The sequence below is a fragment of the Variovorax sp. FW305-3-2-15-B-LB1 genome, from assembly GCF_058787635.1.
The window spans coordinates 20,724-42,440 of sequence record NZ_JBYSZY010000055.1 but is presented as its reverse complement, the minus strand read 5'-3'; the positions used below and the strand labels follow the sequence as shown (position 1 = coordinate 42,440).

Annotated in this window: 25 protein-coding genes and 1 pseudogene; 20 read left to right on the top strand and 6 right to left on the bottom strand. The window is 70.4% G+C overall.

Going from position 1 to position 21,717, the window contains the following annotated elements; all coding sequences use genetic code 11:
* Window positions 1–466 (top strand): energy transducer TonB (locus AC3WQR_RS25710; RefSeq protein WP_492744547.1); only part of this gene is annotated, 466 nt, incomplete at its 5' end.
* Window positions 467–490: 24 nt separating this feature from the next.
* Here the strand turns inward: AC3WQR_RS25710 and AC3WQR_RS25705 are convergent.
* Window positions 491–958, bottom strand: coding sequence for a helix-turn-helix transcriptional regulator (locus AC3WQR_RS25705; RefSeq protein ID WP_369645968.1), 468 nt, complete (start codon window positions 956–958; stop codon window positions 491–493).
* Between the two features lie 144 nt (window positions 959–1,102).
* Between AC3WQR_RS25705 and AC3WQR_RS25700 the strand changes: the two genes are divergently transcribed.
* From AC3WQR_RS25700 to AC3WQR_RS25640, 13 genes are all read left to right on the top strand, one after another.
* On the top strand, window positions 1,103–2,164 hold the full coding sequence (locus tag AC3WQR_RS25700) for a class I SAM-dependent methyltransferase (RefSeq protein ID WP_062482952.1): 1,062 nt from the start codon (window positions 1,103–1,105) through the stop codon (window positions 2,162–2,164).
* A gap of 16 nt (window positions 2,165–2,180) precedes the next feature.
* Window positions 2,181–2,396: a DUF1059 domain-containing protein gene (locus AC3WQR_RS25695; protein WP_070062088.1), complete on the top strand. Its 216-nt coding sequence runs from the start codon at window positions 2,181–2,183 to the stop codon at window positions 2,394–2,396.
* Between the two features lie 94 nt (window positions 2,397–2,490).
* Complete coding sequence (locus tag AC3WQR_RS25690; protein ID WP_492744545.1) at window positions 2,491–4,821, top strand: heavy metal translocating P-type ATPase; 2,331 nt, start codon at window positions 2,491–2,493, stop codon at window positions 4,819–4,821.
* Entirely contained in the window at window positions 4,821–4,958 is a 138-nt protein-coding gene (gene ccoS / locus AC3WQR_RS25685) for a cbb3-type cytochrome oxidase assembly protein CcoS (RefSeq protein WP_095948759.1), read from the top strand. The genes AC3WQR_RS25690 and ccoS overlap by 1 nt, the downstream gene beginning before the upstream one ends.
* A 247-nt stretch (window positions 4,959–5,205) precedes the next feature.
* On the top strand, window positions 5,206–6,648 hold the full coding sequence (gene ccoN / locus AC3WQR_RS25680) for a cytochrome-c oxidase, cbb3-type subunit I (RefSeq protein WP_139702545.1): 1,443 nt from the start codon (window positions 5,206–5,208) through the stop codon (window positions 6,646–6,648).
* 18 nt (window positions 6,649–6,666) lie between these two features.
* Window positions 6,667–7,311: a cytochrome-c oxidase, cbb3-type subunit II gene (gene ccoO / locus AC3WQR_RS25675; protein ID WP_492744542.1), complete on the top strand. Its 645-nt coding sequence runs from the start codon at window positions 6,667–6,669 to the stop codon at window positions 7,309–7,311.
* 23 nt (window positions 7,312–7,334) lie between these two features.
* Entirely contained in the window at window positions 7,335–7,475 is a 141-nt protein-coding gene (locus tag AC3WQR_RS25670) for a cbb3-type cytochrome oxidase subunit 3 (protein ID WP_062481697.1), read from the top strand.
* 13 nt (window positions 7,476–7,488) lie between these two features.
* Complete coding sequence (gene ccoP / locus AC3WQR_RS25665) at window positions 7,489–8,403, top strand: cytochrome-c oxidase, cbb3-type subunit III (RefSeq protein ID WP_492744540.1); 915 nt, start codon at window positions 7,489–7,491, stop codon at window positions 8,401–8,403.
* Complete coding sequence (gene ccoG, locus AC3WQR_RS25660) at window positions 8,400–9,827, top strand: cytochrome c oxidase accessory protein CcoG (RefSeq protein ID WP_492744538.1); 1,428 nt, start codon at window positions 8,400–8,402, stop codon at window positions 9,825–9,827. Before ccoP ends, ccoG begins: the two co-directional genes overlap by 4 nt.
* 11 nt (window positions 9,828–9,838) lie before the next feature.
* Window positions 9,839–10,129, top strand: coding sequence for a FixH family protein (locus tag AC3WQR_RS25655; protein ID WP_492744536.1), 291 nt, complete (start codon window positions 9,839–9,841; stop codon window positions 10,127–10,129).
* Window positions 10,126–10,368 (top strand): hypothetical protein, encoded by a 243-nt coding sequence (locus tag AC3WQR_RS25650; RefSeq protein WP_062481687.1) that lies wholly within the window; start codon window positions 10,126–10,128, stop codon window positions 10,366–10,368. The genes AC3WQR_RS25655 and AC3WQR_RS25650 overlap by 4 nt, the downstream gene beginning before the upstream one ends.
* On the top strand, window positions 10,365–11,771 hold the full coding sequence (hemN, locus tag AC3WQR_RS25645) for an oxygen-independent coproporphyrinogen III oxidase (protein ID WP_492744534.1): 1,407 nt from the start codon (window positions 10,365–10,367) through the stop codon (window positions 11,769–11,771). Before AC3WQR_RS25650 ends, hemN begins: the two co-directional genes overlap by 4 nt.
* Before the next feature lie 4 nt (window positions 11,772–11,775).
* Window positions 11,776–12,477 (top strand): sulfite exporter TauE/SafE family protein, encoded by a 702-nt coding sequence (locus tag AC3WQR_RS25640; RefSeq protein WP_492744532.1) that lies wholly within the window; start codon window positions 11,776–11,778, stop codon window positions 12,475–12,477.
* A 12-nt stretch (window positions 12,478–12,489) separates the two neighbouring features.
* On the opposite strand, the gene AC3WQR_RS25635 is transcribed toward AC3WQR_RS25640, so the two are convergent.
* Complete coding sequence (locus tag AC3WQR_RS25635) at window positions 12,490–12,972, bottom strand: Rossmann-fold NAD(P)-binding domain-containing protein (protein WP_492744530.1); 483 nt, start codon at window positions 12,970–12,972, stop codon at window positions 12,490–12,492.
* A 226-nt stretch (window positions 12,973–13,198) separates the two neighbouring features.
* Here AC3WQR_RS25635 and AC3WQR_RS25630 point away from each other — a divergent pair, with 226 nt between their 5' ends.
* A complete protein-coding gene (locus tag AC3WQR_RS25630; protein WP_492744528.1) occupies window positions 13,199–13,960 on the top strand; it encodes a Crp/Fnr family transcriptional regulator in 762 nt (253 codons plus the stop codon).
* Window positions 13,961–13,973: 13 nt separating this feature from the next.
* On the opposite strand, the gene AC3WQR_RS25625 is transcribed toward AC3WQR_RS25630, so the two are convergent.
* Complete coding sequence (locus AC3WQR_RS25625) at window positions 13,974–16,088, bottom strand: PAS domain S-box protein (protein WP_492744526.1); 2,115 nt, start codon at window positions 16,086–16,088, stop codon at window positions 13,974–13,976.
* Window positions 16,081–16,806, bottom strand: coding sequence for a winged helix-turn-helix domain-containing protein (locus AC3WQR_RS25620; protein ID WP_070062099.1), 726 nt, complete (start codon window positions 16,804–16,806; stop codon window positions 16,081–16,083). The genes AC3WQR_RS25625 and AC3WQR_RS25620 overlap by 8 nt, the downstream gene beginning before the upstream one ends.
* Before the next feature lie 181 nt (window positions 16,807–16,987).
* Here AC3WQR_RS25620 and AC3WQR_RS25615 point away from each other — a divergent pair, with 181 nt between their 5' ends.
* The gene (locus AC3WQR_RS25615) at window positions 16,988–18,172 is read left to right on the top strand and encodes a DesA family fatty acid desaturase (protein ID WP_492744524.1); all 1,185 of its coding nucleotides are present in this window, start codon (window positions 16,988–16,990) and stop codon (window positions 18,170–18,172) included.
* Window positions 18,173–18,193: 21 nt separating this feature from the next.
* On the opposite strand, the gene AC3WQR_RS25610 is transcribed toward AC3WQR_RS25615, so the two are convergent.
* On the bottom strand, window positions 18,194–18,718 hold the full coding sequence (locus AC3WQR_RS25610; RefSeq protein ID WP_492684733.1) for an OsmC family protein: 525 nt from the start codon (window positions 18,716–18,718) through the stop codon (window positions 18,194–18,196).
* Between the two features lie 119 nt (window positions 18,719–18,837).
* The gene (locus tag AC3WQR_RS25605; RefSeq protein WP_492744522.1) at window positions 18,838–19,350 is read right to left on the bottom strand and encodes a universal stress protein; all 513 of its coding nucleotides are present in this window, start codon (window positions 19,348–19,350) and stop codon (window positions 18,838–18,840) included.
* Between the two features lie 148 nt (window positions 19,351–19,498).
* Between AC3WQR_RS25605 and AC3WQR_RS25600 the strand changes: the two genes are divergently transcribed.
* From AC3WQR_RS25600 to AC3WQR_RS25585, 4 genes and pseudogenes are all read left to right on the top strand, one after another.
* A complete protein-coding gene (locus AC3WQR_RS25600; protein WP_062479967.1) occupies window positions 19,499–20,086 on the top strand; it encodes a hemerythrin domain-containing protein in 588 nt (195 codons plus the stop codon).
* A gap of 65 nt (window positions 20,087–20,151) precedes the next feature.
* Window positions 20,152–20,715, top strand: a pseudogene (locus AC3WQR_RS25595) (HD domain-containing protein); the annotation flags it as partial.
* Window positions 20,716–20,739: 24 nt separating this feature from the next.
* Window positions 20,740–21,237, top strand: a complete 498-nt coding sequence (locus AC3WQR_RS25590; protein ID WP_492744550.1) for a GNAT family N-acetyltransferase — start codon at window positions 20,740–20,742, stop codon at window positions 21,235–21,237.
* A 42-nt stretch (window positions 21,238–21,279) separates the two neighbouring features.
* Window positions 21,280–21,708, top strand: a complete 429-nt coding sequence (locus tag AC3WQR_RS25585; protein ID WP_492744520.1) for a hypothetical protein — start codon at window positions 21,280–21,282, stop codon at window positions 21,706–21,708.
* Window positions 21,709–21,717 lie beyond the last annotated feature (9 nt).

The following is a 21,717-nucleotide window of genomic DNA, read 5'->3' as shown; positions in this document are numbered from 1 at the left end:
ACCGCCGCCCCCGCCGCCGAAGAAGATCGTTCGCCAGGAAACGCCCAAGGCCCCGCCGCCGCCGCGCCCGGCCTATGTGCCGCCGCCGGCCGTGACGCCGCCCGTCACCTCGGCGCCCGTGATCACTGCCGTGCAGAACACCGAGCCCGTGCCGCCGCCGCCCGCCGCACCGCCGGCGCCCCCCGCGCCGCCGGCCCCGCCGAAGGCGACCACCACCGACATCGCGGTGGCCTGCCCGCGGCAGGTCAAGCCCGAGATGCCGCGCAAGGCGATGGACGAAGGCATCGGCGGCGTGGTCAAGGCCGAGGTGCGCATCAAGGGCGGCCATGTGCAGGAGGTGCGCTTCCTGTCGGGGCCGCGCGTGTACCACTCGGCCGTGCGCGCCGCGGTGATGCGCTACGAATGCCAGACCACGGGCGATGCGGAGGTGCTGGCGACGCAGGAGTTCGTCTTCCGCATCGAGTAGGGGGAAGGAGCCGGTCTCTCTTCTTCAGACAGATCGGCCCATGGCGAGCGCGCGCATCACGGCGGCCGTGCGCGTCTCCACGCCCAGCTTCACGTAGACATGCTCCAGGTGCTTGTGCACGGTGCGGGGGCTGATCGTCAGCAGGGCGGCGATCTCGGCGTCGGTCTTGCCCTGCGAGAGCCAGTGCATGACATCGCCCTCGCGCGGCGTGAGGCCGGCCGGCTGCGCATCCGGCAACGGCACAGGAGCGCGGCAGGCCAGCCGGTACAGGAAGGCCACCGCCATCGCATGCTCCAGCCCCACGCGCCGGCAGTAGTCGGCCTGCTGCGCGGCGCGGCGCAACTCGCGCCGGCCCGGCGCCTTGGCGATGCGGCGGGTGGTGCGCGTGGGATGCGCGTCGGCGCTGCGATGCCGCACGGGCACATGGCCGGACTCCAGTTTGTCCAGCAGGCGAAGTGCGCTCGCCCAATCGTTGCGCGACAGGTGCGTCATGGCATGCCCTTTCACGGTGCATACGCATTGCTGCGTATGGCGCCCGCATGCATCGAGAGACAGGATGCTCGCAGGCCCTTTGCCTCGAATTCAGTATAGGCAGGCAGCGGGCGCGCCAGTCGCTTGTCGACGAAGGGGATACACATGGCCATCGACGAAACACGGCTTAACGCGTTCATGGGTAACTTCGTCCACGACATCGGGGCCGTGATGCACGCGGCCACCATCGTCGTCGGCGACCAGCTCGGCCTGTACAAGGCGCTGGCCGAAGGCCCCGCCACCGCGGAGCAGCTCGCCCGCCGCACCGAGACCGATCCGCGCTACCTGCGCGAATGGCTCTCGGCCCAGGCCGCCAGCGGCTACGTCGAGTACGACCCCAAAGGCGAGCTGTTCTCGCTGACGGAGGAACAGGCCTTCGCTCTGGCCGAGGAAGGCAGCCCGGCCTTCGTGCCCGGCGCGTTCCAGATCGCCGTGGCGCAGTTCAAGATCATTCCCAAGATGGTCCAGGCCATGCGCACGGGCCTGGGCATCGGCTGGCACGAGCACGACGTGGCCCTGTTCCATGGCACCGAGCGCTTCTTCCGGCCCGGCTACGCGGCCAACCTGGTGAGCCAGTGGATTCCGGCGCTCGAAGGCATTGAGCCCTTGCTGAAAAGCGGCGCGCGCGTGGCCGACGTGGGCTGCGGGCACGGTGCCTCGACGCTGCTGATGGCACAGGCCTATCCCCAATCCAGCTTCGTCGGCTTCGACTACCACGCGCCGTCGATCGAACGCGCCCGCGAAACCGCGCGCAAGGCCGGCGTCGACGATGAAAAGCGCCTGCGCTTCGAGGTCGCGAGCGCCAAGGATTTCCCCGGCGAAGACTACGACCTCGTCGCCGTCTTCGACTGCCTGCACGACATGGGCGACCCCGTCGGTGCAGCGGCGCATGTGCGGCGCACCCTCAAGCCGCAGGGCACGTGGATGATCGTCGAGCCCTTTGCCAATGACCGGCTGGAGGACAACATCAACCCGGTGGGGCGCGTGTTCTATTCGGCCTCCAGCTTCATCTGCACGCCGGCCTCGCGTTCGCAGGAAGTGGGCCTGTGCCTGGGGGCGCAGGCCGGTGAAGCGCGCCTGCGCGACGTCGTCTCGCAGGGCGGCTTCTCGCATTTCCGCCGCGCCAGCGAGACGCCTTTCAACCTGATCTTCGAAGCACGTCCGTAAGGACAAAGGAGGCGCCATGTCCCGCCAATACATCGACTGCCGCGAGTACCCAAGCACGATGAACTGCAGTGTCGCGCTCTGCGCCGACTCCGAAGGCGAACTGCTCGATGCCGCCGTCCAGCACGCCGTGGCCGTGCACGGCCACACCGACACGCCCGAACTGCGCAAGCAGCTGGCGAGCATGTTCAAGGCCGGCACGCCGCCGGTGGAGCTCGCGAAGACGCCCGCTTGACTGGCGGACTGACGGTCCTGCGCGGCCCCGGCCGCCGCAACGAACCTTGATGCAGATCAAACGCTTGCATCGGCAAGGCCCTTAGCCTGCCCCGATGCAAGCTTCCGCCGCGCTCGCGCCGTTTCCGTCCGTTCCGTCGTCTGCGGGGGCCGACGCCCGCGCCGACGCCTGGCAGTTGCTCGACGACCCCGCCGAGTGGGCCGCGTTCGGCCGCCCGCTGGAGGCGGGCTCGGGCCGCTGGGAATCGCAGGTGGCCGTCGAGGGCATGCACTGCGCGGGCTGCGCCTTCACCGTCGAGGCCGCACTGGCGCAGGTGCCCGGCGTGGCCGAGGTGCAGGTGAATGCCGCGAGCCGGCGCGCGCGCGTCGTGTGGTCGGCCACGGCCACGCGGCCTTCGCGCTGGTTCGAGGCCAGCGCGCGCGCGGGCTACCCCTTGCTGCCGGCCGGCAGCCGCAGCGCGCGCGAGACGCGCACGCGCGAGTTGCGCATGGCGCTGTGGCGCTGGCTGGTCGCGGGCTTTTGCATGATGCAGGTGATGATGTACGCCTACCCGGCCTACGTCGCGCGCCCCGGCGACATGACGGCCGATGCGGCGCAGCTGCTGCGCTGGGCCTCGTGGGTGCTCAGCCTGCCCGTGGTGCTGTTCTCGTGCGGGCCCTTCTTTCGCAGCGCCTGGCGCGACCTGCGCATCGGCCGTGTCGGCATGGACCTGCCCGTGACCTTCGGCGTGGTCATCACCTTCGTGGTGAGCACGGCCGCCACCTTCGACCCCACGGGGCCGCTGGGGCACGAGGTCTACTTCGACTCGCTGACGATGTTCGTCTTCTTCCTGCTCACCGGCCGCTGGCTCGAGGCACGGCTGCGCGACCGCACGGCCGGCGCGCTCGAGGCGCTGATGCACCGGCTGCCCGACAGCGTGGAGCGCCTCGGGTCCGACAGCGAATGGACGCGCGTGGCGGTGCGCCGGCTCGGCGCGGGCGACGTGGTGCGCGTGCGCCCCGGCGAGGCCTTCCCGGCCGACGGCACGGTGATCGACGGCGACACCACCGCCGACGAGGCGCTGCTCACCGGCGAGTCGCGCCCCGTGCCGCGCCCCTGCGGCGACCGCGTGCTCGCGGGCAGCCACAACCTCTCGGCCGTGGTGCAGGTGCGCATCGCTTCGGTGGGCGAGGGCACGCGCTTCGCGCAGATCGTGCGGCTCATGGAAAACGCCGCGCTCGACAAGCCGCGCCTGGCTCGGCTCGCCGACCGCGTGGCGCGGCCCTTTCTCATCGCGGTGCTGGCCTGCGCGTTCGGCGCGGGCGCGCTGTGGTGGGCGGTCGATCCCGGCAAGGCGCTGATGGTCGCGGTGGCGGTGCTGATCGTCACCTGCCCGTGCGCGTTGTCGCTCGCCACGCCGGCCGCGATGCTCGCGAGCGCAGGTGCGCTGGCGCGCGGCGGCGTGCTCACCTCGAACCTGCAGGCGCTCGAAGCATTGGCCGGCGTCGACACCGTGGTGTTCGACAAGACCGGCACGCTCACGGGCGACACGCCGCGCCTGGAGCGCGTGTACTGCCGCCAAGGCCTGCGCCCGGGCGACGCGCTGGAGATCGGCGCGGCGCTCGCCGCGCTGTCGCTGCACCCGGCGGCGCGCGCGCTCGTGAACGCCTGGCAGGCGCAGTTCCGTGCGCCGCCGGCCTGGTCGGCGACGCAGCTGCGCGAGACGGTGGGGCAGGGCGTGGCGGCCTCGCTGCACCGGCGCGATGCGGTGGACGACCACGGCGCGCGCCCCGTGCGCCTGGGTTCGGCGGCCTTCTGCGAGGTGCCGCCGCTGCAGGTCGATGCGGCGCAGATCCACCTGAGCGACGACGAAGGCTGGCTCGCCAGCTTCGTGCTCGCCGAGGAGCTGCGCCCCGACGCCACGCAGGCCGTGGCGGCGCTGCAGGCGCAGGGCCTGTCGGTGCGGCTGCTCTCGGGCGACCGCGAGAACGCGGCGCGTGCCATCGGCGCGCAGGCCGGCATCGCGGCGGTGCAGGGCGACTGCGCACCGGAAGACAAGCTCGAGGTGCTGTGGCAATTGCAGGCGGCCGGGCGCGAGGTGGCGATGGTCGGCGACGGGCTGAACGACGGCCCGAGCCTGGCGCGCGCCAACGCCTCGTTCGCCTTCGGCCACGCCGTGCCGCTGTCGCGCGCGCGGGCCGACTTCGTGGTGCTCGGCGATGCGCTGCAGGCCATTCCCGCGGCCGTGGCGCAGGCGCGCCGCACGCTGCGCGTGGTGCGCCAGAACCTGTTCTGGGCCGCGGCCTACAACGCCGTGTGCGTGCCGCTGGCCGTGGCCGGCTGGCTGCCGCCGTGGCTCGCGGGGCTGGGCATGGCGGCGAGCTCGCTGTTGGTGGTGCTCAACGCGGCGCGGCTCGCTGCACCAGGGAAAGCGGCGGTGGCCTGATGGACGTGCTGTTCCTGCTCGTGCCGCTGTCGGTGGTGCTTGTCCTGGCGATCCTCGGAGGCCTTTGGTGGGCCATCGAACGCGGCCAGTTCGAGGACATCGAGGTCGAAGGCGACCGCATCCTGAAGAATGACTAACCCCCAGGCTACGCGCACTTCGTGTCGCTTCGCCAACCCCCTTGCAGGGGGCACACCCTGCGGCCTGGCATAGCCAGTTCCGCGGGTGTTCTGGCACGGCCTGCTCCGCGGCCTTCGGCATCGTTCGAGCTCGTGTGCCGCCGTCGATACAAGCCGCAGTGGAGAACGGAGCGGGCTTGATCTGCATCAAGCCTGCCCGGGCGACGCGGGCAGACACTGCCCGCAAACCACATCTACGGGCACCACGATGCAGCAGACCACGCACCCTCCCGCGGCCATCTACGACGACACCGTCGTGCGGCAGTTCGCACTCATGTCGGTGGTCTGGGGGGTGGTCGGCATGCTGGTCGGCGTGATCATCGCGTCGCAGCTGACCTGGCCCGAACTCAACCTCGGCATTCCCTGGCTCAGCTACGGCCGCCTGCGTCCGCTGCACACCAACGCGGTGATCTTCGCCTTCGGTGGCTGCGCGCTCATGGCCACGAGCTTCCACGTCGTGCAGCGCACCTGCCAGGTGCGGCTGTTCGCGCCGGCGCTGGCCTCGTTCGTGTTCTGGGGCTGGCAGCTGGTGATCGTCGCCGCCGCCATCAGCCTGCCGCTGGGCTACACCAGCGGCAAGGAATACGCCGAGCTCGAGTGGCCCATCGACATCCTGATCGCGGTGGTCTGGGTGGCCTACGCCATCGTGTTCTTCGGCACCATCGGCCTGCGCAAGGTGCGCCACATCTACGTGGCCAACTGGTTCTACGGCGCCTTCATCATCGCGGTGGCGCTGCTGCACATCGTCAACAGCGCGGCCATTCCGGCCGGCTGGATGAAGAGCTACTCGGCCTACGCCGGCGTGCAGGACGCGATGGTGCAGTGGTGGTACGGCCACAACGCCGTGGGCTTCTTCCTCACGGCCGGCTTCCTGGGAATGATGTACTACTACATCCCCAAGCAGGCGGGGCGCCCGGTGTATTCGTACCGGCTGTCGATCGTGCACTTCTGGGCGCTGATCTTCACCTACATGTGGGCCGGCCCGCACCACCTGCACTACACCGCGCTGCCCGACTGGACGCAGTCGCTGGGCATGGTGTTCTCGCTCATCCTTCTTGCGCCCAGCTGGGGCGGCATGATCAACGGCGTGATGACGCTCTCGGGCGCCTGGCACAAGCTGCGCACCGATCCGATCCTGCGCTTTTTGATCGTCGCGCTGTCGTTCTACGGCATGTCGACCTTCGAGGGCCCGCTGATGTCCATCAAGACCGTCAACGCCCTGAGCCACTACACCGACTGGACCGTGGGCCACGTGCACTCCGGCGCGCTGGGCTGGGTGGGCTTCATCACCATGGGGTCGCTGTACTACCTGATCCCGCGCATGTACGGCCGCCTCGCCATGTACAGCGTGCGCGCCATCGACGTGCACTTCTGGATGGCCACCATCGGCATCGTGCTGTACATCGCCGCGATGTGGATCGCCGGCGTGATGCAGGGCCTCATGTGGCGCGAGATCAATGCCGACGGCACGCTGACCTACACCTTCGTCGAGAGCGTGAAGGCCACCTTCCCCTACTACCTGGTGCGCGTGATCGGCGGCGTGCTCTACCTGGGCGGCATGCTGGTCATGGCCTGGAACGTCTGGATGACCGTGATCACCGGGCGCTCGGTGCGCGCCGAGATCCCGGCCGTTGCCGCCGCCCACGCCTGAAGCCTTTGAGGACGCACGATGAACGAACCTGACAACCAGAACTCCGCGCCCGCCGCCACCGGCTTCACGCACGAGAAGGTCGAGACCAACAACCTGCTGATGATCGTGCTGATCCTGCTGGTGGTGGCCATCGGCGGCCTCGTGGAGATCGTGCCGCTGTTCTTCCAGAAGTCGACCACCGAGGCCGTGGAGGGCGTGAAGCCGCTCACGCCGCTGCAGCTGGCCGGCCGCGACGTGTACCTGCGCGAGGGTTGCTACAACTGTCACTCGCAGATGATCCGCCCCTTCCGCTCGGAGACGCTGCGCTACGGCCACTACTCGGTGGCCGGCGAGTTCGTGTACGACCACCCCTTCCAGTGGGGCAGCAAGCGCACCGGCCCCGACCTGCACCGCGTGGGCGGCAAGTACAGCGACGAGTGGCACCGCATCCACCTGAACAACCCGCGCGACCTCGTGCCCGAGTCGAACATGCCGGCCTACCCGTGGCTAGAGAAGGGGCTGGTCGACGCCGGCAGCATCGCCACCCGCATGCGTGCGCTGCGCACGGTGGGCGTGCCCTACACCGACGAAGAGATTGCCAAGGCCGCCGACGAGGTCGCCGGCAAGACCGACATGGACGCCACCGTGGCCTACCTGCAGTCGCTGGGCCTGGCGCTCAAGTAAGAAGAAAGAACAGGCAACGCCCCATGACCGACATCACCACCCTGCGCATCGCCGCCACCATCGCCTGCTTCGTCGTCTTCATCGGCATCGTGGCCTGGGCCTGTTCGCGCCGCAACACGCAGCGCTTCGCGGAAGCGGCCCGGTTGCCGTTCGAGCAGGACTGAAGGGACACACACGATGAGCGACTTCATTAGTAACTTCTGGTCCAGCTACGTGGCAGTGGCCTCGCTGCTGAGCATCCTGGGCTGCGTGCTGCTCCTGTGGCTCACGGCGCGCAAGCGCGTGCCCTCCGACGCCGACAACACCACCGGCCACGTGTGGGACGAAGACCTGCGCGAGGCCAACAACCCGCTGCCGCTGTGGTGGGTGGGCCTGTTCGTGCTGACCATCGTCTTCTCGCTGGGCTACCTGGCCGTGTTCCCGGGCCTGGGCAGCTTTCGCGGCACGAACGACTGGAGCTCGCGCGCCGAGTACCAGCAGGACGTGGCCAAGGCCACGCAGGCGCTGGCGCCGGTGTACGCGCGCTACGCGCCCATGCCCCTGGAGGAGGTCGCGCGCGACCCGCAGGCCCGCGCCATCGGCGAGCGCCTGTTCATGAACAACTGCGCGCAGTGCCACGGTTCCGACGCGCGCGGCAGCAAGGGCTTTCCCAACCTCACCGATGCCGACTGGCTGCACGGCGGCACGCCCGAAAAGATCGTCGAATCGATCACCAAGGGTCGCATCGGCACCATGCCGCCGGCCGCCGCCATGGTCGGCACGCCCGACGACGTGAAGAACGTCGCCAACTATGTGCTGAGCCTGTCGGGCGAGCCGCACGACTCGCTGCGCGCGGGCCTGGGCAAGCCCAAGTTCGCCGCCTGCGCGGCCTGCCACGGCATTGGCGGCGTGGGCAACCCGGCGCTGGGCGCCCCGCGCCTGAACGACCGCATCTGGCTGCACGGCTACGGCGAGGCCGCCATCGTGCAGATCATCAACGAGGGCAAGCACAGCGCCATGCCCGCGCAGGAAGGCCGCCTGACCGAGGCGCAGATCAAGCTGCTGGCCTCCTACGTGTGGGGCATGTCCAACCCTGCGACCGGGACGCCATGACGCGAAAGACGGTCATCCCGATCGTCAGTGCGCCGCCCGCCGCCGCGCCGGAGGTCGGCCTGTACGAGGCGACGAAGAAGATCTACCCGCGCAGCGTGCAGGGCCTGTTCGCGCGCTGGCGCTGGGCCATGGTCTTTCTCACGCAGCTGGTGTTCTACGGCATGCCCTGGGTGGAATGGGGCGAGCGGCAGATGGTGCTGTTCGACCTGGCCGCGCGGCGCTTCTACATCTTCGGCCTGGTGCTGTACCCGCAGGACCTGATCTACCTGTCGGGCCTGCTGGTGATCAGCGCGCTCTCCCTCTTTCTCTTCACGGCCGTGGCCGGCCGCCTGTGGTGCGGCTATGCCTGCCCGCAGACCGTCTACACCGAGATGTTCCTGTGGGTGGAGCAGCGCATCGAAGGCAACCGCAGCGCGCGCATCCGGCTCGACGCCGGCGCGTTCTCGCTCGAGAAGCTGGTGAAGAAGGCCTTCAAGCACCTCGTCTGGATCGGCATCGCGCTGTGGACCGGCTTCACCTTCGTGGGCTACTTCACGCCCATCCGCGAGCTGGGCATGGCCTTCCTGCAGACGCAGATGGGCTCGTGGGAGGTGTTCTGGGTGTTCTTCTACGGCGTTGCCACCTATGGCAACGCCGGCTTCATGCGCGAGCAGGTGTGCAAGTACATGTGCCCCTACGCGCGCTTCCAGAGCGCGATGTTCGACCGCGACACGCTCATCGTCAGCTACGACCCGCGGCGCGGCGAGCCGCGCGCGCCGCGCCGCAAGAACGTCGACCCGCGCAGCGCCGCCTTGGGCGATTGCATCGACTGCAGCCTGTGCGTGCAGGTGTGCCCCACCGGCATCGACATCCGCGAAGGCCTGCAGTACGAGTGCATCGGCTGCGGCCTGTGCGTGGACGCCTGCGACAGCGTGATGGACAAGATGGGCTACGCGCCGCGCCTGATCCGCTACGACACGCAGAACGGCATGGAGGCCGGCTGGTCGCGCCGCCAGCTGTGGCGCCGCGTGCTGCGCCCGCGCGTGTTGGTCTACACCGCATTGCTCGCGCTGCTGGTGGCGGGCCTGCTCGCCAGCCTGGTCGCGCGCACGCCGCTGAAGGTCGACGTGGTGCGCGACCGCGCCTCGCTGGCGCGCATCGTCGAGGGCGGGCGGCTGGAGAACGTCTACCGGCTGCAGATCATGAACGCGACCGAGCGCGCGCAGCACTACCGCATCGCCGCGCGCGGCATCGAGGGGTTGAGCGTGGCCTCGCCCGACGAGGCCATCGAGGTCGAGCCCGCGCAGGCGCGCTGGGTCGCGGTGCGGCTGCAGGTGCCCTACGGCGCCGCGCCGGCCGGCTCGCACACGGTGCACTTCGACATCCGGCAGGCGGATGGCGCGGCGCAGGTTTCCGAAAAAGCGGTCTTCCTGGTGCCGCGCTGAAAGGTCTTTCCATGAACGATGCCCTGCCGATGAACGCGTCCGCGACCTCCGGCCCCTGGTGGCGCTACCCGCTGGTCTGGCTGGTGATCGCGGGGCCCGCGGCCGTGGTGCTCGCGAGCATCGCGACCGTGTGGCTGGCGCTGCGCACCCCCGAGGTGCTGGTGTCGGAGGACTACTACCGCGAAGGCATCGAGATCAATCGCACGCTGGCCGACAAGAAACGCATGCCGGCGCAGGCCGGGCGCAACCACGCGGCGACGCCCGAGGACGATGTGCCGGTGCCCAGGAGGGCGGCCCCATGAGTGCCATGCGCCGCATCGCCGGCATCCTGTGGCCGTCGTTCCTCGTGGCCTGCGGCATGGAGGTGCTGGTGTTCGCGATGATCGACCCGATCCACTCGTACTGCGGCGCCGATGCGCTGCGCATGTCGCGCCAGGGCATCTACACCGTGTCCTTCTTCGTGTTCTGGCTGATGGCGGCGGCCTCGAGCGCGTGCACCACGCTGCTGGCGCTGCCGTCCGAGAAAGAGACTGCGTCATGAGCCTGCCCCTGGCTTGCGTTCCCGAGACCCCGTCCGTGTTGCCTGTCGAGCTGCTGCGCCGCTTCGACATGCCCGGCCCGCGCTACACCTCGTACCCCACGGCCGACCGCTTCGTCGAGACCTTCGGTGCCGACGACTACGCGCAGGCGCTGCACTTGCGGCGCGACGCGGACACGGTCGGCGAGCCGCTGTCGCTGTACGTGCACATCCCGTTCTGCGAATCGCTGTGCTACTACTGCGCCTGCAACAAGGTCGTGACGAAGCACCGCGAGCGCGGGCGGCAGTACCTCGACTACCTCGCACGCGAAGTGGCGCTGCAGGTCGCGCAGCTCGGGCCCGGTGCGCCCGTCGGCCAGCTGCACCTGGGCGGCGGCACGCCGACCTTCCTCGACGATGAGGAACTGGGCGAGCTGGTGGCCCTGCTGCGCCGTGCGTTCGCGTTCGTGCCGGGCGGCGAGCAGTCGATCGAGATCGATCCGCGCACCGTCGATGCCCAGCGGCTCGCGGCGCTGGCCGCGCTCGGCTTCAACCGCCTGAGCTTCGGCGTGCAGGACTTCGACCCCGCCGTGCAACAGGCCGTGCACCGCATCCAGCCGGCGGCGCAGGTCTTCGCGCTCATGGACGCGGCGCGCGCACTGGGTTTCAAATCGATCAACGTCGATCTGATCTACGGCCTGCCGCGCCAGAACGATGCTTCGTTCGAGCGCACGCTCGCGCAGATCCGCGAACTGCGGCCCGACCGCATCGCGCTGTATGCCTACGCCCATCTGCCGGAGCGCTTCAAGCCGCAGCGGCGCATCGCGGCCGACGAGCTGCCCGACGCGCCCACGCGCGTGCGCATGCTCGGGCGCGCGATTGCGGCGCTCAGCGAGGCTGGCTATGTCTACATCGGCATGGACCACTTCGCGCTGCCCGACGACCCGCTGGCCGTGGCCAAGCGCGAAGGCCGGCTGCACCGCGACTTCCAGGGCTACAGCACGCAGCCCGACGGCGACCTCGTCGCGCTCGGCGTGTCGGCCATCGGCCGCGTGGGTGCGACCTACAGCCAGAACGCGAAGACGCTGGAGGACTACTACGCGCTGCTCGACCAGGGCCGCCTGCCCGTGGTCAAGGGGCTCGCGCTGTCGGACGACGACCTGCTGCGCCGCGAGGTCATCATGGCGCTGATGTGCCGGGGCCGCGTGGACTTCGACGCGGTCGAGGCCGCGCACGGCATCGCCTTCGCGGACTATTTCGCTCCCGAGCGTGCTGCGCTGGTGCCGATGGCTGAGCAGGGGCTGGTGCGCCTGTCGCCGCGCGCCATCGAGGTCACCGAGGCCGGCTGGTTCCTCGTGCGTGCGGTGGCGATGGTGTTCGACCGTTATTGCGCCGCGACGCGCACGCGCTTTTCGCGCGTGGTTTGATTCGATGGAATCCCCCGCACTCGCCGGCGCCGCACTGTTGATGGGGCTCGCGGGCGGGCCGCACTGCGTGGCGATGTGCGGCGCGGTGTCGACGGCGGTGATCCGCATCGTGCCGGCGGGCGGGCCCTCGCAGGCCGTGCATCCCATGGCACAGGTCGCCTTCCATCTCGGCCGCATGGCGAGCTACGCCGCCGCCGGCGCCATCGCCGCCGCGAGCCTGCACGGCCTGGGCGCAGCGAGCGCGCAGGTCGCGGCCTGGCGTCCGCTGTGGGTGATGCTGCATGTGTTCGTGCTCGCCTGGGGCGTGGTGCTCGCCGTCGCGGGCCGCCAGCCGCTGTGGGCGCAGCGTGCCGGGCGCGCGCTCGAAGCGCGGCTGCGGCCGATGGCCGGCGGCTCGCTGCTGGGCGTGCTGGCCACGGGCACGCTCTGGGTCGCCATGCCCTGCGGCTTGCTCTATTCGGCGCTCATGCTGGCCGCGCTGGGCAACGGGCCGCTGCAAGGTGCCTCGACGATGGCGCTGTTCGCGGCGGGCAGCAGCGTGTCGCTGCTCGCTGCGCCGTGGCTGTGGCAGCGCTTGCGCGGGTGGGGCGACAGCGGCACGCGCCAGGCCTGGGGCGCGCGGCTGGCGGGGGTGTTGCTGGCGGCGGTGGCGCTGCAAGCGCTGTGGATGGACCTGAGCCACCGCATTGCTGACTGGTGCGGCTGAGGCGCTAACTCCTCAGGCGATGCTCTCGATCAGCAACGCCTGCAGCACGAATCGCCGGTTGTCCGTCGCCGTCGTGCGCTCGCCGAGCAGGCCCGCGAGCGCAGCCGTGGGGTGGCTGTCGGCCGCTGCGCCGTCGTGCACCGGAATGCCCGCGTGCTGGCCGATCTGGCGCACCAGCGCGGCGTCGATGCCCTCGCAGGCCACGGCGTCGTAGAGCCGACCGAGCATGCGCGCCGTGTGCTGCAGCTCCTGCACCGGCGTGTCGGTCGACAGGCTGGAGCGCATGGTCGCGACCTGCGCGCCCAGTTCCTCGGCGGCCTGGCGCAGCAGGGCGAGCGCGGCGCTGTCGCCGGTCTCGCTGAGCAGGCCCAGGTTCTTGCCGCGCAGCAGCCGCGGCGGCGCGGCGCCGTCGAGCGCGGCGCGCTGGAGCAGCCGGGCGCGGCCCAGCAGGCTGGCCTCTCTCTGGGGCGACAGCGCGGCGGTGGAAGGGTGCATGGCAAGGTTCGACATGTGTCTCGCGGAGGCTAGCCACCCCGGCCGCGCTGGCCTTGACGCACATCAAGGACCGCCCCGCTGTTACACGCCGGACACAGAGCATTCACCCGACGTTACGCACCGATGCGGGCCGTTGTCACTGCGGGGCCTCGCGCTTCCTAGCATCGAGACATCGCCTGATCGCAGGCAACGCCACACAAGACAGACAGAACGCCGAGGAATCCCCATGCTCACGAGTGCCCGCCCCAACCCCATCCTCCCGCTTCGGCCGCCTCCGGCGGCGGTGCACAAGGAAGACGCGGGCCGCCGCACGGCCGAGCGTCTGCGCCTGCTGGCCGAGCAGCTGCAACCGCAGCGCCGCATGGTGCACACGGGCGACGTGATCTACCAGGCCGGCGAACGCTTCGGCAACCTCTACATCCTGAACTCGGGCTTCTTCAAGATCGTGAATCTCTCGGCCGACGGCCGCGAGCAGGTGGTGGGCCTGAAGTTCCGCGGCGACTGGCTGGGCTTCGACGGCATCGCGGGCCAGCGCTACGTGTGCGACGCGGTGGCGATGGACACTGGCGAGGTCTGGGTCGTGCCCTACGAATCGCTGTTGGCCGCCTGCACCACGCACCCCGTGTTGCTGCAGATGCTGCATGCCGCGATGAGCCGCGAGATCGCGCACGACCGCGATTCGCTGATGTCGGTGTGCACCTTGCCGGCCGACGCGCGCGTGGCCGACTTCCTGCGCTACTGGGCCGAGTCGCTGGCCGACCGCGGCATGCGCACCGACGAGATCACGCTGCGCATGACGCGCGCCGAAATCGGCAACTACCTGGGCATGACGCTCGAAAGCGTGAGCCGCGCACTCTCGCGGCTGGCGCGCGACAAGGTCATCGGCTTTGCCACCAAGGGCCGGCGCGAGGTGCAGATTCCCGACGTGGGCGCGCTCTCGGCCTTCGTGCAGCGCTGCCTGGCGCCGGCGCCCGCGATGCTTCAGTAGGAAGAGACGTCGTTCACTCGCGCGCAGCCAACAGCGCCCGCGCCATCGCCCGCGCGAGTTCGCTGCGTGAATACGGCTTGCGCAACAGCTCCCAGCCCGGCGGCGCTTCGCGGTCGGCGTCGAGCAGCTCGGCCGAGAACCCCGACATCAGCAGCACCGCCAGCCGCGGTTGGCGTTGCACCGCCTCGGCGGCCAGCCGCGTGCCGCGCATGCCGGGGCCGAGCGCGATGTCGCTCAGCAGCAGGTCGAAGGGCGTGGCCTCGGCGGCTATCGCGGGCAGGGCTTGCTCGGCGTTGGCGGCGGTCGCGACCTCGCAGCCCAGAGTGGTCAGGAAGGTGTGGACCACCTGGCGCACCTCGGCGTCGTCTTCGACGAGCATCACGCGCAGGCCCGGGGCCAGCGTGGCCTCGGCTTCAACTTCTATCGGGTCTTCATCGGCAGGTGTTGCAGCGCTCGCCGCGTCGGCCTCGACCTGCGGCAGGTAGAGCGTCACGGTGGTGCCGGCGTTGAGCTTGCTGTCGATGGCGATGGCGCCGCGCGACTGCTTCACGAAGCCGTACACCGTGCTCAGGCCCAGGCCGGTGCCGCGCCCGGCCTCCTTGGTGGTGAAGAAGGGCTCGAAGAGGTGCTCCATGACCGCGTCGGTCATGCCGGTGCCGCTGTCGGCGATGGAGAGCGCGACGAAGCGGCGGCCGGCATCGGCGTCGCTCAGTTCCTGGCGCACGGTGGCGGGCAGGGCGTCGCAGGCCTCGGCGCGAAAGTGCAGGCGCCCGCCCTCGGGCATGGCGTCGCGCGCGTTGATGGCGATGTTCAGCAGCGCCGATTCGAGCTGGCCCGGGTCGGCGCGCACGGCGGGGCAGGGGTCGTCGGCGTCGATCTCGATCTGGATGCGCTGGTCGAGCGTGCGGCGCAGCATGTCGGTGAGCGAGTGCAGCATCTGCCGCACGTCGACCGCGTCGGGCTGCAGCATCTGGCGCCGCGAGAAGGCCAGCAGCTTGCCCGTGAGCTCGGCACCGCGCCGGCTGGCGCGCGCGGCGGCGGCCACCAGTTGCTGCGCATAGCCGTCGGCCGCGAGCTGCGGAAGCTCTTCGAGCACCTGCAGGTTGCCCTGGATGATGGTGAGCAGGTTGTTGAAGTCGTGCGCGATGCCGCCGGTGAGCTGGCCCACGCTCTCCAGGCGCTGCGCGTGGTTCAGCGCCTCTTCGGTCTGCACGCGCTGCAGGCTGGTGGCCAGCAGGCTCGCCACCGATTCGAGAAAGCGGATTTCCTCGTCGCCGAAGCGCCGCGCGGCGGTGGCGCGCACCGACAGCATGCCGGTCACGCGGCCCCGATCGGACAACGGCACGGCCAGCGCGCTGACCAGCCCGGCCTCGAGGTAGGCGGGCGGCACGGTGAAGCGGCGCTCTTCGCGGTAGTCCGTGACCACGACCGGACAGCCTTGCGAGAGCACGTAGCCGGGCTGCGTGTCGGGCCGGTTGGCGATGCGCAGGCCGACGCTCTCGTCGGCGACCAGGCCCACGCCGCTGGCCAGGCGGAACTCGCGCTGGGTGCCGTCGAGCAGCCACACCATGGCCACCTCGACCTGCAGCGCGGTCGCGACGATGTCGGGCACCTGCGCCAGCACCACCTGCAGGTCGCGCGTGTCGACCGCCAGCCGGCCCAGCTGTGCCAGGTGTTCGCTGTAGCGCGCGCGCTGCAGCGCCTGCTTCACGCGCGGGTAGGCGCCGATGTCGCGGATCGCGGCCACCACGAAGGGCAGGCCCTGGTTCTGCAGCGGGCTCAGCGCGATCTCGACCATCACCTCGCTGCCGTCCTTGCGCTTGGCGACCAGCTCCATGTCGGTGCCCATCGGGCGCGGGCGCGGCGCGCGGCCGTAGGCTTCGCGAAACGCGGCGTGGCGTGGGCGGATGCTGTCGGGCACCAGCGCTTCGACGCTCAGGCCCACGAGCTCGTCGGCCGCGTAGCCGAGCATGGCGGCGGCCGAGGGGTTGGCCAGCACGATGCGGCCCGACTGGTCCACCACCAGCAGCGAATCGGGGTAGGCGGCGAACAGCGAGCGGAACACGCTGCCTTCCTCGACGCCCGAGGGCAGGCCGGGGATGGAGGGTGGTGTTGTGCCGTCAGCCATGCGTGACCGGCGGCACGAGGATGTAGCCCGCGCCGCGCACCGACTTGATGAGCTGCGGATCGTCGGCGTTGGCCTCGATCTTCTTGCGCAGCCGGCCGACCTGCACGTCGATCGTGCGATCGAAAGGGGCCGCTTCGCGACCGCGCGTCTGCTCGAGCAGGAAGTCGCGCGAGAGCACGCGGCCCGGGTGCCGCGCGAAGGCGCACAGCAGGTCGAACTCGCCGGTGGTCAGCGCCACGGCCTCGCCCTGCGCGTTGCTGAGGCTGCGCGCGGCGGTGTCCAGGCGCCAGCCCGCGAAGCGCAGGCGCTCGGGCGGCGTGGGCGCGGCGGCGGCGGCCGACGCGTCGGGCGTCAGGCGCCGCAGCACGGCCTTGACGCGCGCCGCCAGCTCGCGCAGGTCGAAGGGCTTGGTCACGTAGTCGTCGGCGCCCACTTCGAGGCCCACCACCTTGTCCACCGGGTCGCCGCGGCCGGTGACGATCACGAGGCCGCAGCGCCAGTTCTCGCGCATGTGGCGGGCGATGGAAAAGCCGTCTTCACCGGGCAGGCCCAGGTCCAGCAGCACGAGGTCGGCCGGGTCGGCGGCCATGAGCGAGCGCAGCGCCGCGCCGTCGTGGATCTGGGTGACGCGATAGCCGTGGCCCTGGAGGTAGTTGGCCAGCAGCAGCGTGATGTCGACCTCGTCGTCGAGCACCGCGATGTGGGGGGCAGAAGTCATGCGGGGGCTGGGAGAAAAAACGCCGGCGCCACGGGGAAGGGCGCAGGGAGCCGGGAAGCGTAGCACGCAAGGCGCGGTTGCGGCAGCGGCAGCGCCCGCTGTTGATCTGGCGCAAGGCCTGCGGGCGGGGCGCTTCCGAGAATCGCGCCCGTTGTCCACAGGGTCCAGAAGGTACGAACGAATGGCATCTTTTCTTTTCTCGGGCGCGCTCGATCTCCCGTGGTGGGGCGTGCTGCTGGCCGCGCTGGCGCTGACGCACGTCACCATCGCCTCGGTCACCATCTTCCTGCACCGCCACCAGGCGCACCGCGCGCTCGACCTGCATCCCATTGCCAGCCACTTCTTCCGCTTCTGGCTCTGGATGACGACGGGCATGGTCACCAAGCAATGGGCCGCGGTGCACCGCAAGCACCACGCCAAGTGCGACACGCCCGACGATCCGCACAGCCCGCAGGTGGTGGGCCTGAAGCGCGTGCTCTGGGGCGGCGTGCTGCTGTACGTGGCCGAGGCGCGCAACCCCGAGACACTCAGCCGCTACGGCCACGGCACGCCCGACGACTGGCTCGAGCGCCGGCTGTACACGCGCTACCAGACGCTGGGCATCACCTGCATGGGCCTGATCGACATGGCGCTGTTCGGCGTGCTGCCGGGCGCGTTGGTGCTGCTCGTTCAGATCGCATGGATTCCGTTCTGGGCCGCCGGCGTGGTCAACGGCATCGGCCACTTCTGGGGCTACCGCAACTGGCCCGCGTCGGACGCGAGCACGAACATCTTTCCCATCGGCCTGTTGATCGGCGGCGAAGAGCTGCACAACAACCACCACGCGTTCCCGACCTCGGCCAAGCTGTCGAACAAGTGGTTCGAGTTCGACATCGGCTGGGTCTACATCCGCGCGCTGCAGGCGGTGGGGCTGGCGAAGGTGAAGCACCTGGCGCCGAAGCCGCGCCTCACCGCGCCGCGCGCCACCGTCGACCTGCTCACGGTGCAGGCGGTGATCCGGCACCACTACGACGTGCTGTCGAACTACTCGCGCTCGCTGAAGCAGGCCTGCACCGAGGAGCTGGCGCGGGTGCATGCGCTCGCGCCGAACAAGGCGCGTGCCTTGCGCGCCGCGCGGCCCTGGCTCGGCAAGGAAGAGAAGGCGCTCGACGCCACGCGCCATGCCCAACTCACGCAAGCGCTGGTGGCCTCGCAAGCATTGGAGACCATGTACGCGATGCGGCGCGAGCTGACGGCGCTGTGGAGCCGTTCGGGCGCCACGGGCGAACAGCTCGTGAAGCGGCTGCAGGACTGGTGCGAGCGCGCCGAAGCCAGCGGCATCGCGCCGCTGGCGGCCTTTGCGGTGCGGCTGCGTTCCTACGCCTGAGGACGGCCTTCGCGGGTGTTGTCAGGCCGGCCCGACCTGCACCGCCACCTCGAGCGGCACGGCCCGGCGCAGCGCACTGCCCACCGGGGAGTGGGCCTCGGCCCAGTGCACCAGGTCGCGCAGGTCCTGCTCCGGCACGCCGTCCGCGGCGATCCGCACCGCGACGTGCATGCGGCTGGGGCCGGCGGGCACGGAGGCCGGCTCGCCGAGCAGGCCGCGGCTGTCCGACTGGCTGCCGACGACCACTTCCAGGGTCGTCAATGCGATGCCGAGCTGCGCGGCCCGCATGGCGATCACGGTCGTTTCGCAACTGGCCAGGGCGGCGCGCATGAACCAGCCGGGCGATGGCGCTTCAGCCTTGCCTCCGATGGCCTTCGGCATGTCGGTCGCGATGGATTCCCCCGTGGGCCCGGTCACGCGAAAGTGCAGGCCCGACACCAGCGTGGCCGTGGCCGGCTTGTCCTGTGTCAGGGCGTCCTGGGGATGCGTCGCGAAGTGGCTCGCGAGGGTGTCCATGGACTGCCGGATGTGCTGGGGTGAGCTCATGGCGCTGCTCCTTGAAACGGGGAACGGGCGGGCGGCTCTTGCGCGAAAGAAGCCGCGAGCGGAGCAGGCCATTCTGGGCGCGGTGCCGGGCCCCGTCAAACCGGTGGCGGGTGGCCGGCCTACTGGTTCGCGACCTGCCCGTCCGGCAGGCTGAAGCGCTCGGACTCCACCTTGGCCGCGGCTTCGGGCGCGCGGATCAGCAGCACCGGCACGGGCGCGACCCGCAGGATGTGTTCCGCGCTGCTGCCCATGGCCCAACGGCTCAGGCCGCGCCGCCCGTGCGTGCCGAGCACGATCAGGTCGGCCTTCGAATCGACGGCTTCGGTCACCACCTGGTCGTGGACCGCGCCGGCCTTGAAGCCGTCGCGCAGCACGACCTCGGCCTCGACGCCCGCTTCCTGCGCCTGGGCGCGGGCCTTCTCGAGCAGCGTCACGGCGTTGGCGCGCAGCGCCCCGAGCCAGTCGCCCGAATGGCCGACGTAGACGTCCATGCCGAGCGCGAACGAGAGCTCGTCGAGGATGTGGACGATGCGCAGGCGGCCACCGGTGAGCCGGGCCAGGCGGATGGCTTCGGCCAGGCCTTCGGCGGAGGTGGAACTGCCGTCGACGGGAACCAGGATGCGTTGGTACATGGTGTGGAACCTCCAGGGTGCGTTGATGAGAAAGAGGAGATGCCATGCCAGTCTGTGCCTGGCTGCATGCGCGGGCCTTGATCTGGAACAAGCCTGGGCCGCGTCGGACTTGCGACCCTTGGGGCCTTCGAAAGCAGGAGACCCCGCCATGACCCATGCCGCCGTCCGGATCATTCGCCAGGAGCACGCCGCGCTGGCGGCCATGCTGCGTTCCATCGTCATGCTGCTCGACCAGCACCGCCGCAAGGGCACGATGCCCGACTTCGCGACGTTGCGCGCGATGCTGTTCTACGTGGACGAGTTTCCCGAAAAGCGCCATCACCCGAAGGAGACCGAGCTGCTCTTTCCCCGGCTGCGCGCGTGCACGCCGATCTCGCGCGACCTGATGGACAAGCTCGACAACGACCATGCCTGGGGCGAGCGCAAGATCCGCCACGTCGAGCACGCGCTGCTCGCCTTCGAGATGCTCGGCGAGCCGCGCCGCCTGGCCTTCGAGCAGGCGATGAACGAGTACGTGAGCTTCTACCTGGACCACATGGCGCACGAGGAGCGCGAGATCCTGCCGCTGGCCGAGCGGGTGCTCAGCGCCGACGACTGGCGCGAACTCGACGCGGCCTTCGGCGAGAACCGCGACCTGTTCTCCAACCACCCCGCGCCCGACGAGGTGTATGCGTCGCTCTTCACGCGCATCGTCAACGCGGTGCCCGCGCCGATCGGGCTGGGGCCGGCGCTGTAACGACGGCCTGCGTCCGGATCGCGTAGGCTCGGCCTGACACCCTTCAGGACGAACGAGACGGCGAGATGGACATCGATCAGATCAGGGGAAGGCTGGACTTCCTTCGCGAGGCCGAGCGCCTCAAGAGCGTGCTGCGCAGCGCGCACACGGCCTCGGGCCGCACCGAGAGCACGGCCGAGCACAGCTGGCGCCTGTGCCTCATGGCCATGGCCTTCGAGGACGAGCTGGCCGATCTCGACCTGCTCAAGGTGCTGAAGATGTGCGTGGTGCACGACCTGGGCGAGGCGATCCACGGCGACATCCCCGCCATCGTGCAGGCCGCGCACCCCGACAAGAGCGCGCAGGAGCGCGAAGACCTGCAGCTGCTCACGCGCACGCTCGACGCGCCGCTGCGCGCGGGCATCCTCGCACTGTGGGACGAGTACGAGAAAGCCGAGACGCCCGAAGCGCAGGCGGTCAAGGCGCTCGACAAGCTCGAGACCCTGCTGCAGCACAACCAGGGCGCGAACCCGCCGGACTTCGACTACGAATTCAACCTCGGTTACGGCCAGAAGCACACCGGCAGCCGGCCGCTGTTCCGTGCCATGCGGGCGTTGGTGGATGCTGACACGCAGAAGAAGGTGGAGGCTGCGCGGCGGACGGAGGCGGGGCCGGTGGTTCGCCCCGAGCAACCGGGCGACGAGGCTGCCATCCGGCAACTGACGGTGGCGGCGTTTGCCGAGGCACCGCATGCCGACGGCACCGAACACCTCATCGTCGACGCTTTGCGCGCGGCCGGGCAGCTCACGCTGTCGCTCGTGGTCGAAGACGGCGGCGAGATCGTCGGCCATGTGGCGCTGTCGCCCGTGGCGATATCTGACGGCACGACCGGCTGGCATGGCCTGGGCCCGATCTCGGTGGCGCCTGCGCGCCAGGGGCAGGGCATCGGCCGGCTGCTCATGGACGCCGCGCTGGCGGGCCTGCGCGCGGCCGGCGCGCAAGGCTGCGTGCTGCTGGGCGACCCGGCCTTCTATGGCCGTTTCGGCTTCGTTGTGCGGCCCGGGCTGGTGTTGCCGGGCGTTCCGCCGGAATACTTTCAGGCCGTGTCGTTCCACGGCGCGTGGCCGGTTGGCGAGGTGCGGTACCACGCGGCGTTCGGCGTCGGTGCCTGACGCACGGACCGGGGGCGCAAGGCGTTCATAATCGCCCCCGTCATGCCAGCCCGCCACCTGCCTTCGGACAATGCCCATGCGCCGCGCGTGAAGCGCGCGCAGACCTCGGTGTCCGCGCGTTCCGCGACCCCCGAACCACCCCGCCGCCGCATCCATGACGGTGGTGCGTCCCGCAGCCTTGCGGGCTTCACCGCGATGGAGAGCAGCGCACCGGCCCGTGCGCCGTCTGCGGCGCGACCTCGCAACTGGCGCACGACCCTGCTGGGTGTGGCGCTTGGGCTGGTGATCGCGATGGTGTTGCTGATGAAGTGGCTGCTCGACTACCAGGTCGATGCCGCGCAAGCGCGCCACGCGCAGGAAGCCCAGGCGCGCACGCAGGCCGCGCGCTGCTTCGGCCGCGATGCCGGGCCGTCGTGCCCGCCGGCCGGCCGCACGGTCGTCGAGACCGTCGAGTCCGCCGCGACGAGATAACCCCGCGCA

Coding starts and splice junctions, on each gene's coding strand:
- AC3WQR_RS25705 (WP_369645968.1), bottom strand. CDS start 958: ATGACGCACCTGTCGCGCAACGATTGGGCGAGCGCACTTCGCCTGCTG.
- AC3WQR_RS25700 (WP_062482952.1), top strand. CDS start 1,103: ATGGCCATCGACGAAACACGGCTTAACGCGTTCATGGGTAACTTCGTC.
- AC3WQR_RS25695 (WP_070062088.1), top strand. CDS start 2,181: ATGTCCCGCCAATACATCGACTGCCGCGAGTACCCAAGCACGATGAAC.
- AC3WQR_RS25690 (WP_492744545.1), top strand. CDS start 2,491: ATGCAAGCTTCCGCCGCGCTCGCGCCGTTTCCGTCCGTTCCGTCGTCT.
- ccoS (WP_095948759.1), top strand. CDS start 4,821: ATGGACGTGCTGTTCCTGCTCGTGCCGCTGTCGGTGGTGCTTGTCCTG.
- ccoN (WP_139702545.1), top strand. CDS start 5,206: ATGCAGCAGACCACGCACCCTCCCGCGGCCATCTACGACGACACCGTC.
- ccoO (WP_492744542.1), top strand. CDS start 6,667: ATGAACGAACCTGACAACCAGAACTCCGCGCCCGCCGCCACCGGCTTC.
- AC3WQR_RS25670 (WP_062481697.1), top strand. CDS start 7,335: ATGACCGACATCACCACCCTGCGCATCGCCGCCACCATCGCCTGCTTC.
- ccoP (WP_492744540.1), top strand. CDS start 7,489: ATGAGCGACTTCATTAGTAACTTCTGGTCCAGCTACGTGGCAGTGGCC.
- ccoG (WP_492744538.1), top strand. CDS start 8,400: ATGACGCGAAAGACGGTCATCCCGATCGTCAGTGCGCCGCCCGCCGCC.
- AC3WQR_RS25655 (WP_492744536.1), top strand. CDS start 9,839: ATGAACGATGCCCTGCCGATGAACGCGTCCGCGACCTCCGGCCCCTGG.
- AC3WQR_RS25650 (WP_062481687.1), top strand. CDS start 10,126: ATGAGTGCCATGCGCCGCATCGCCGGCATCCTGTGGCCGTCGTTCCTC.
- hemN (WP_492744534.1), top strand. CDS start 10,365: ATGAGCCTGCCCCTGGCTTGCGTTCCCGAGACCCCGTCCGTGTTGCCT.
- AC3WQR_RS25640 (WP_492744532.1), top strand. CDS start 11,776: ATGGAATCCCCCGCACTCGCCGGCGCCGCACTGTTGATGGGGCTCGCG.
- AC3WQR_RS25635 (WP_492744530.1), bottom strand. CDS start 12,972: ATGCACCCTTCCACCGCCGCGCTGTCGCCCCAGAGAGAGGCCAGCCTG.
- AC3WQR_RS25630 (WP_492744528.1), top strand. CDS start 13,199: ATGCTCACGAGTGCCCGCCCCAACCCCATCCTCCCGCTTCGGCCGCCT.
- AC3WQR_RS25625 (WP_492744526.1), bottom strand. CDS start 16,088: ATGGCTGACGGCACAACACCACCCTCCATCCCCGGCCTGCCCTCGGGC.
- AC3WQR_RS25620 (WP_070062099.1), bottom strand. CDS start 16,806: ATGACTTCTGCCCCCCACATCGCGGTGCTCGACGACGAGGTCGACATC.
- AC3WQR_RS25615 (WP_492744524.1), top strand. CDS start 16,988: ATGGCATCTTTTCTTTTCTCGGGCGCGCTCGATCTCCCGTGGTGGGGC.
- AC3WQR_RS25610 (WP_492684733.1), bottom strand. CDS start 18,718: ATGAGCTCACCCCAGCACATCCGGCAGTCCATGGACACCCTCGCGAGC.
- AC3WQR_RS25605 (WP_492744522.1), bottom strand. CDS start 19,350: ATGTACCAACGCATCCTGGTTCCCGTCGACGGCAGTTCCACCTCCGCC.
- AC3WQR_RS25600 (WP_062479967.1), top strand. CDS start 19,499: ATGACCCATGCCGCCGTCCGGATCATTCGCCAGGAGCACGCCGCGCTG.
- AC3WQR_RS25585 (WP_492744520.1), top strand. CDS start 21,280: ATGCCAGCCCGCCACCTGCCTTCGGACAATGCCCATGCGCCGCGCGTG.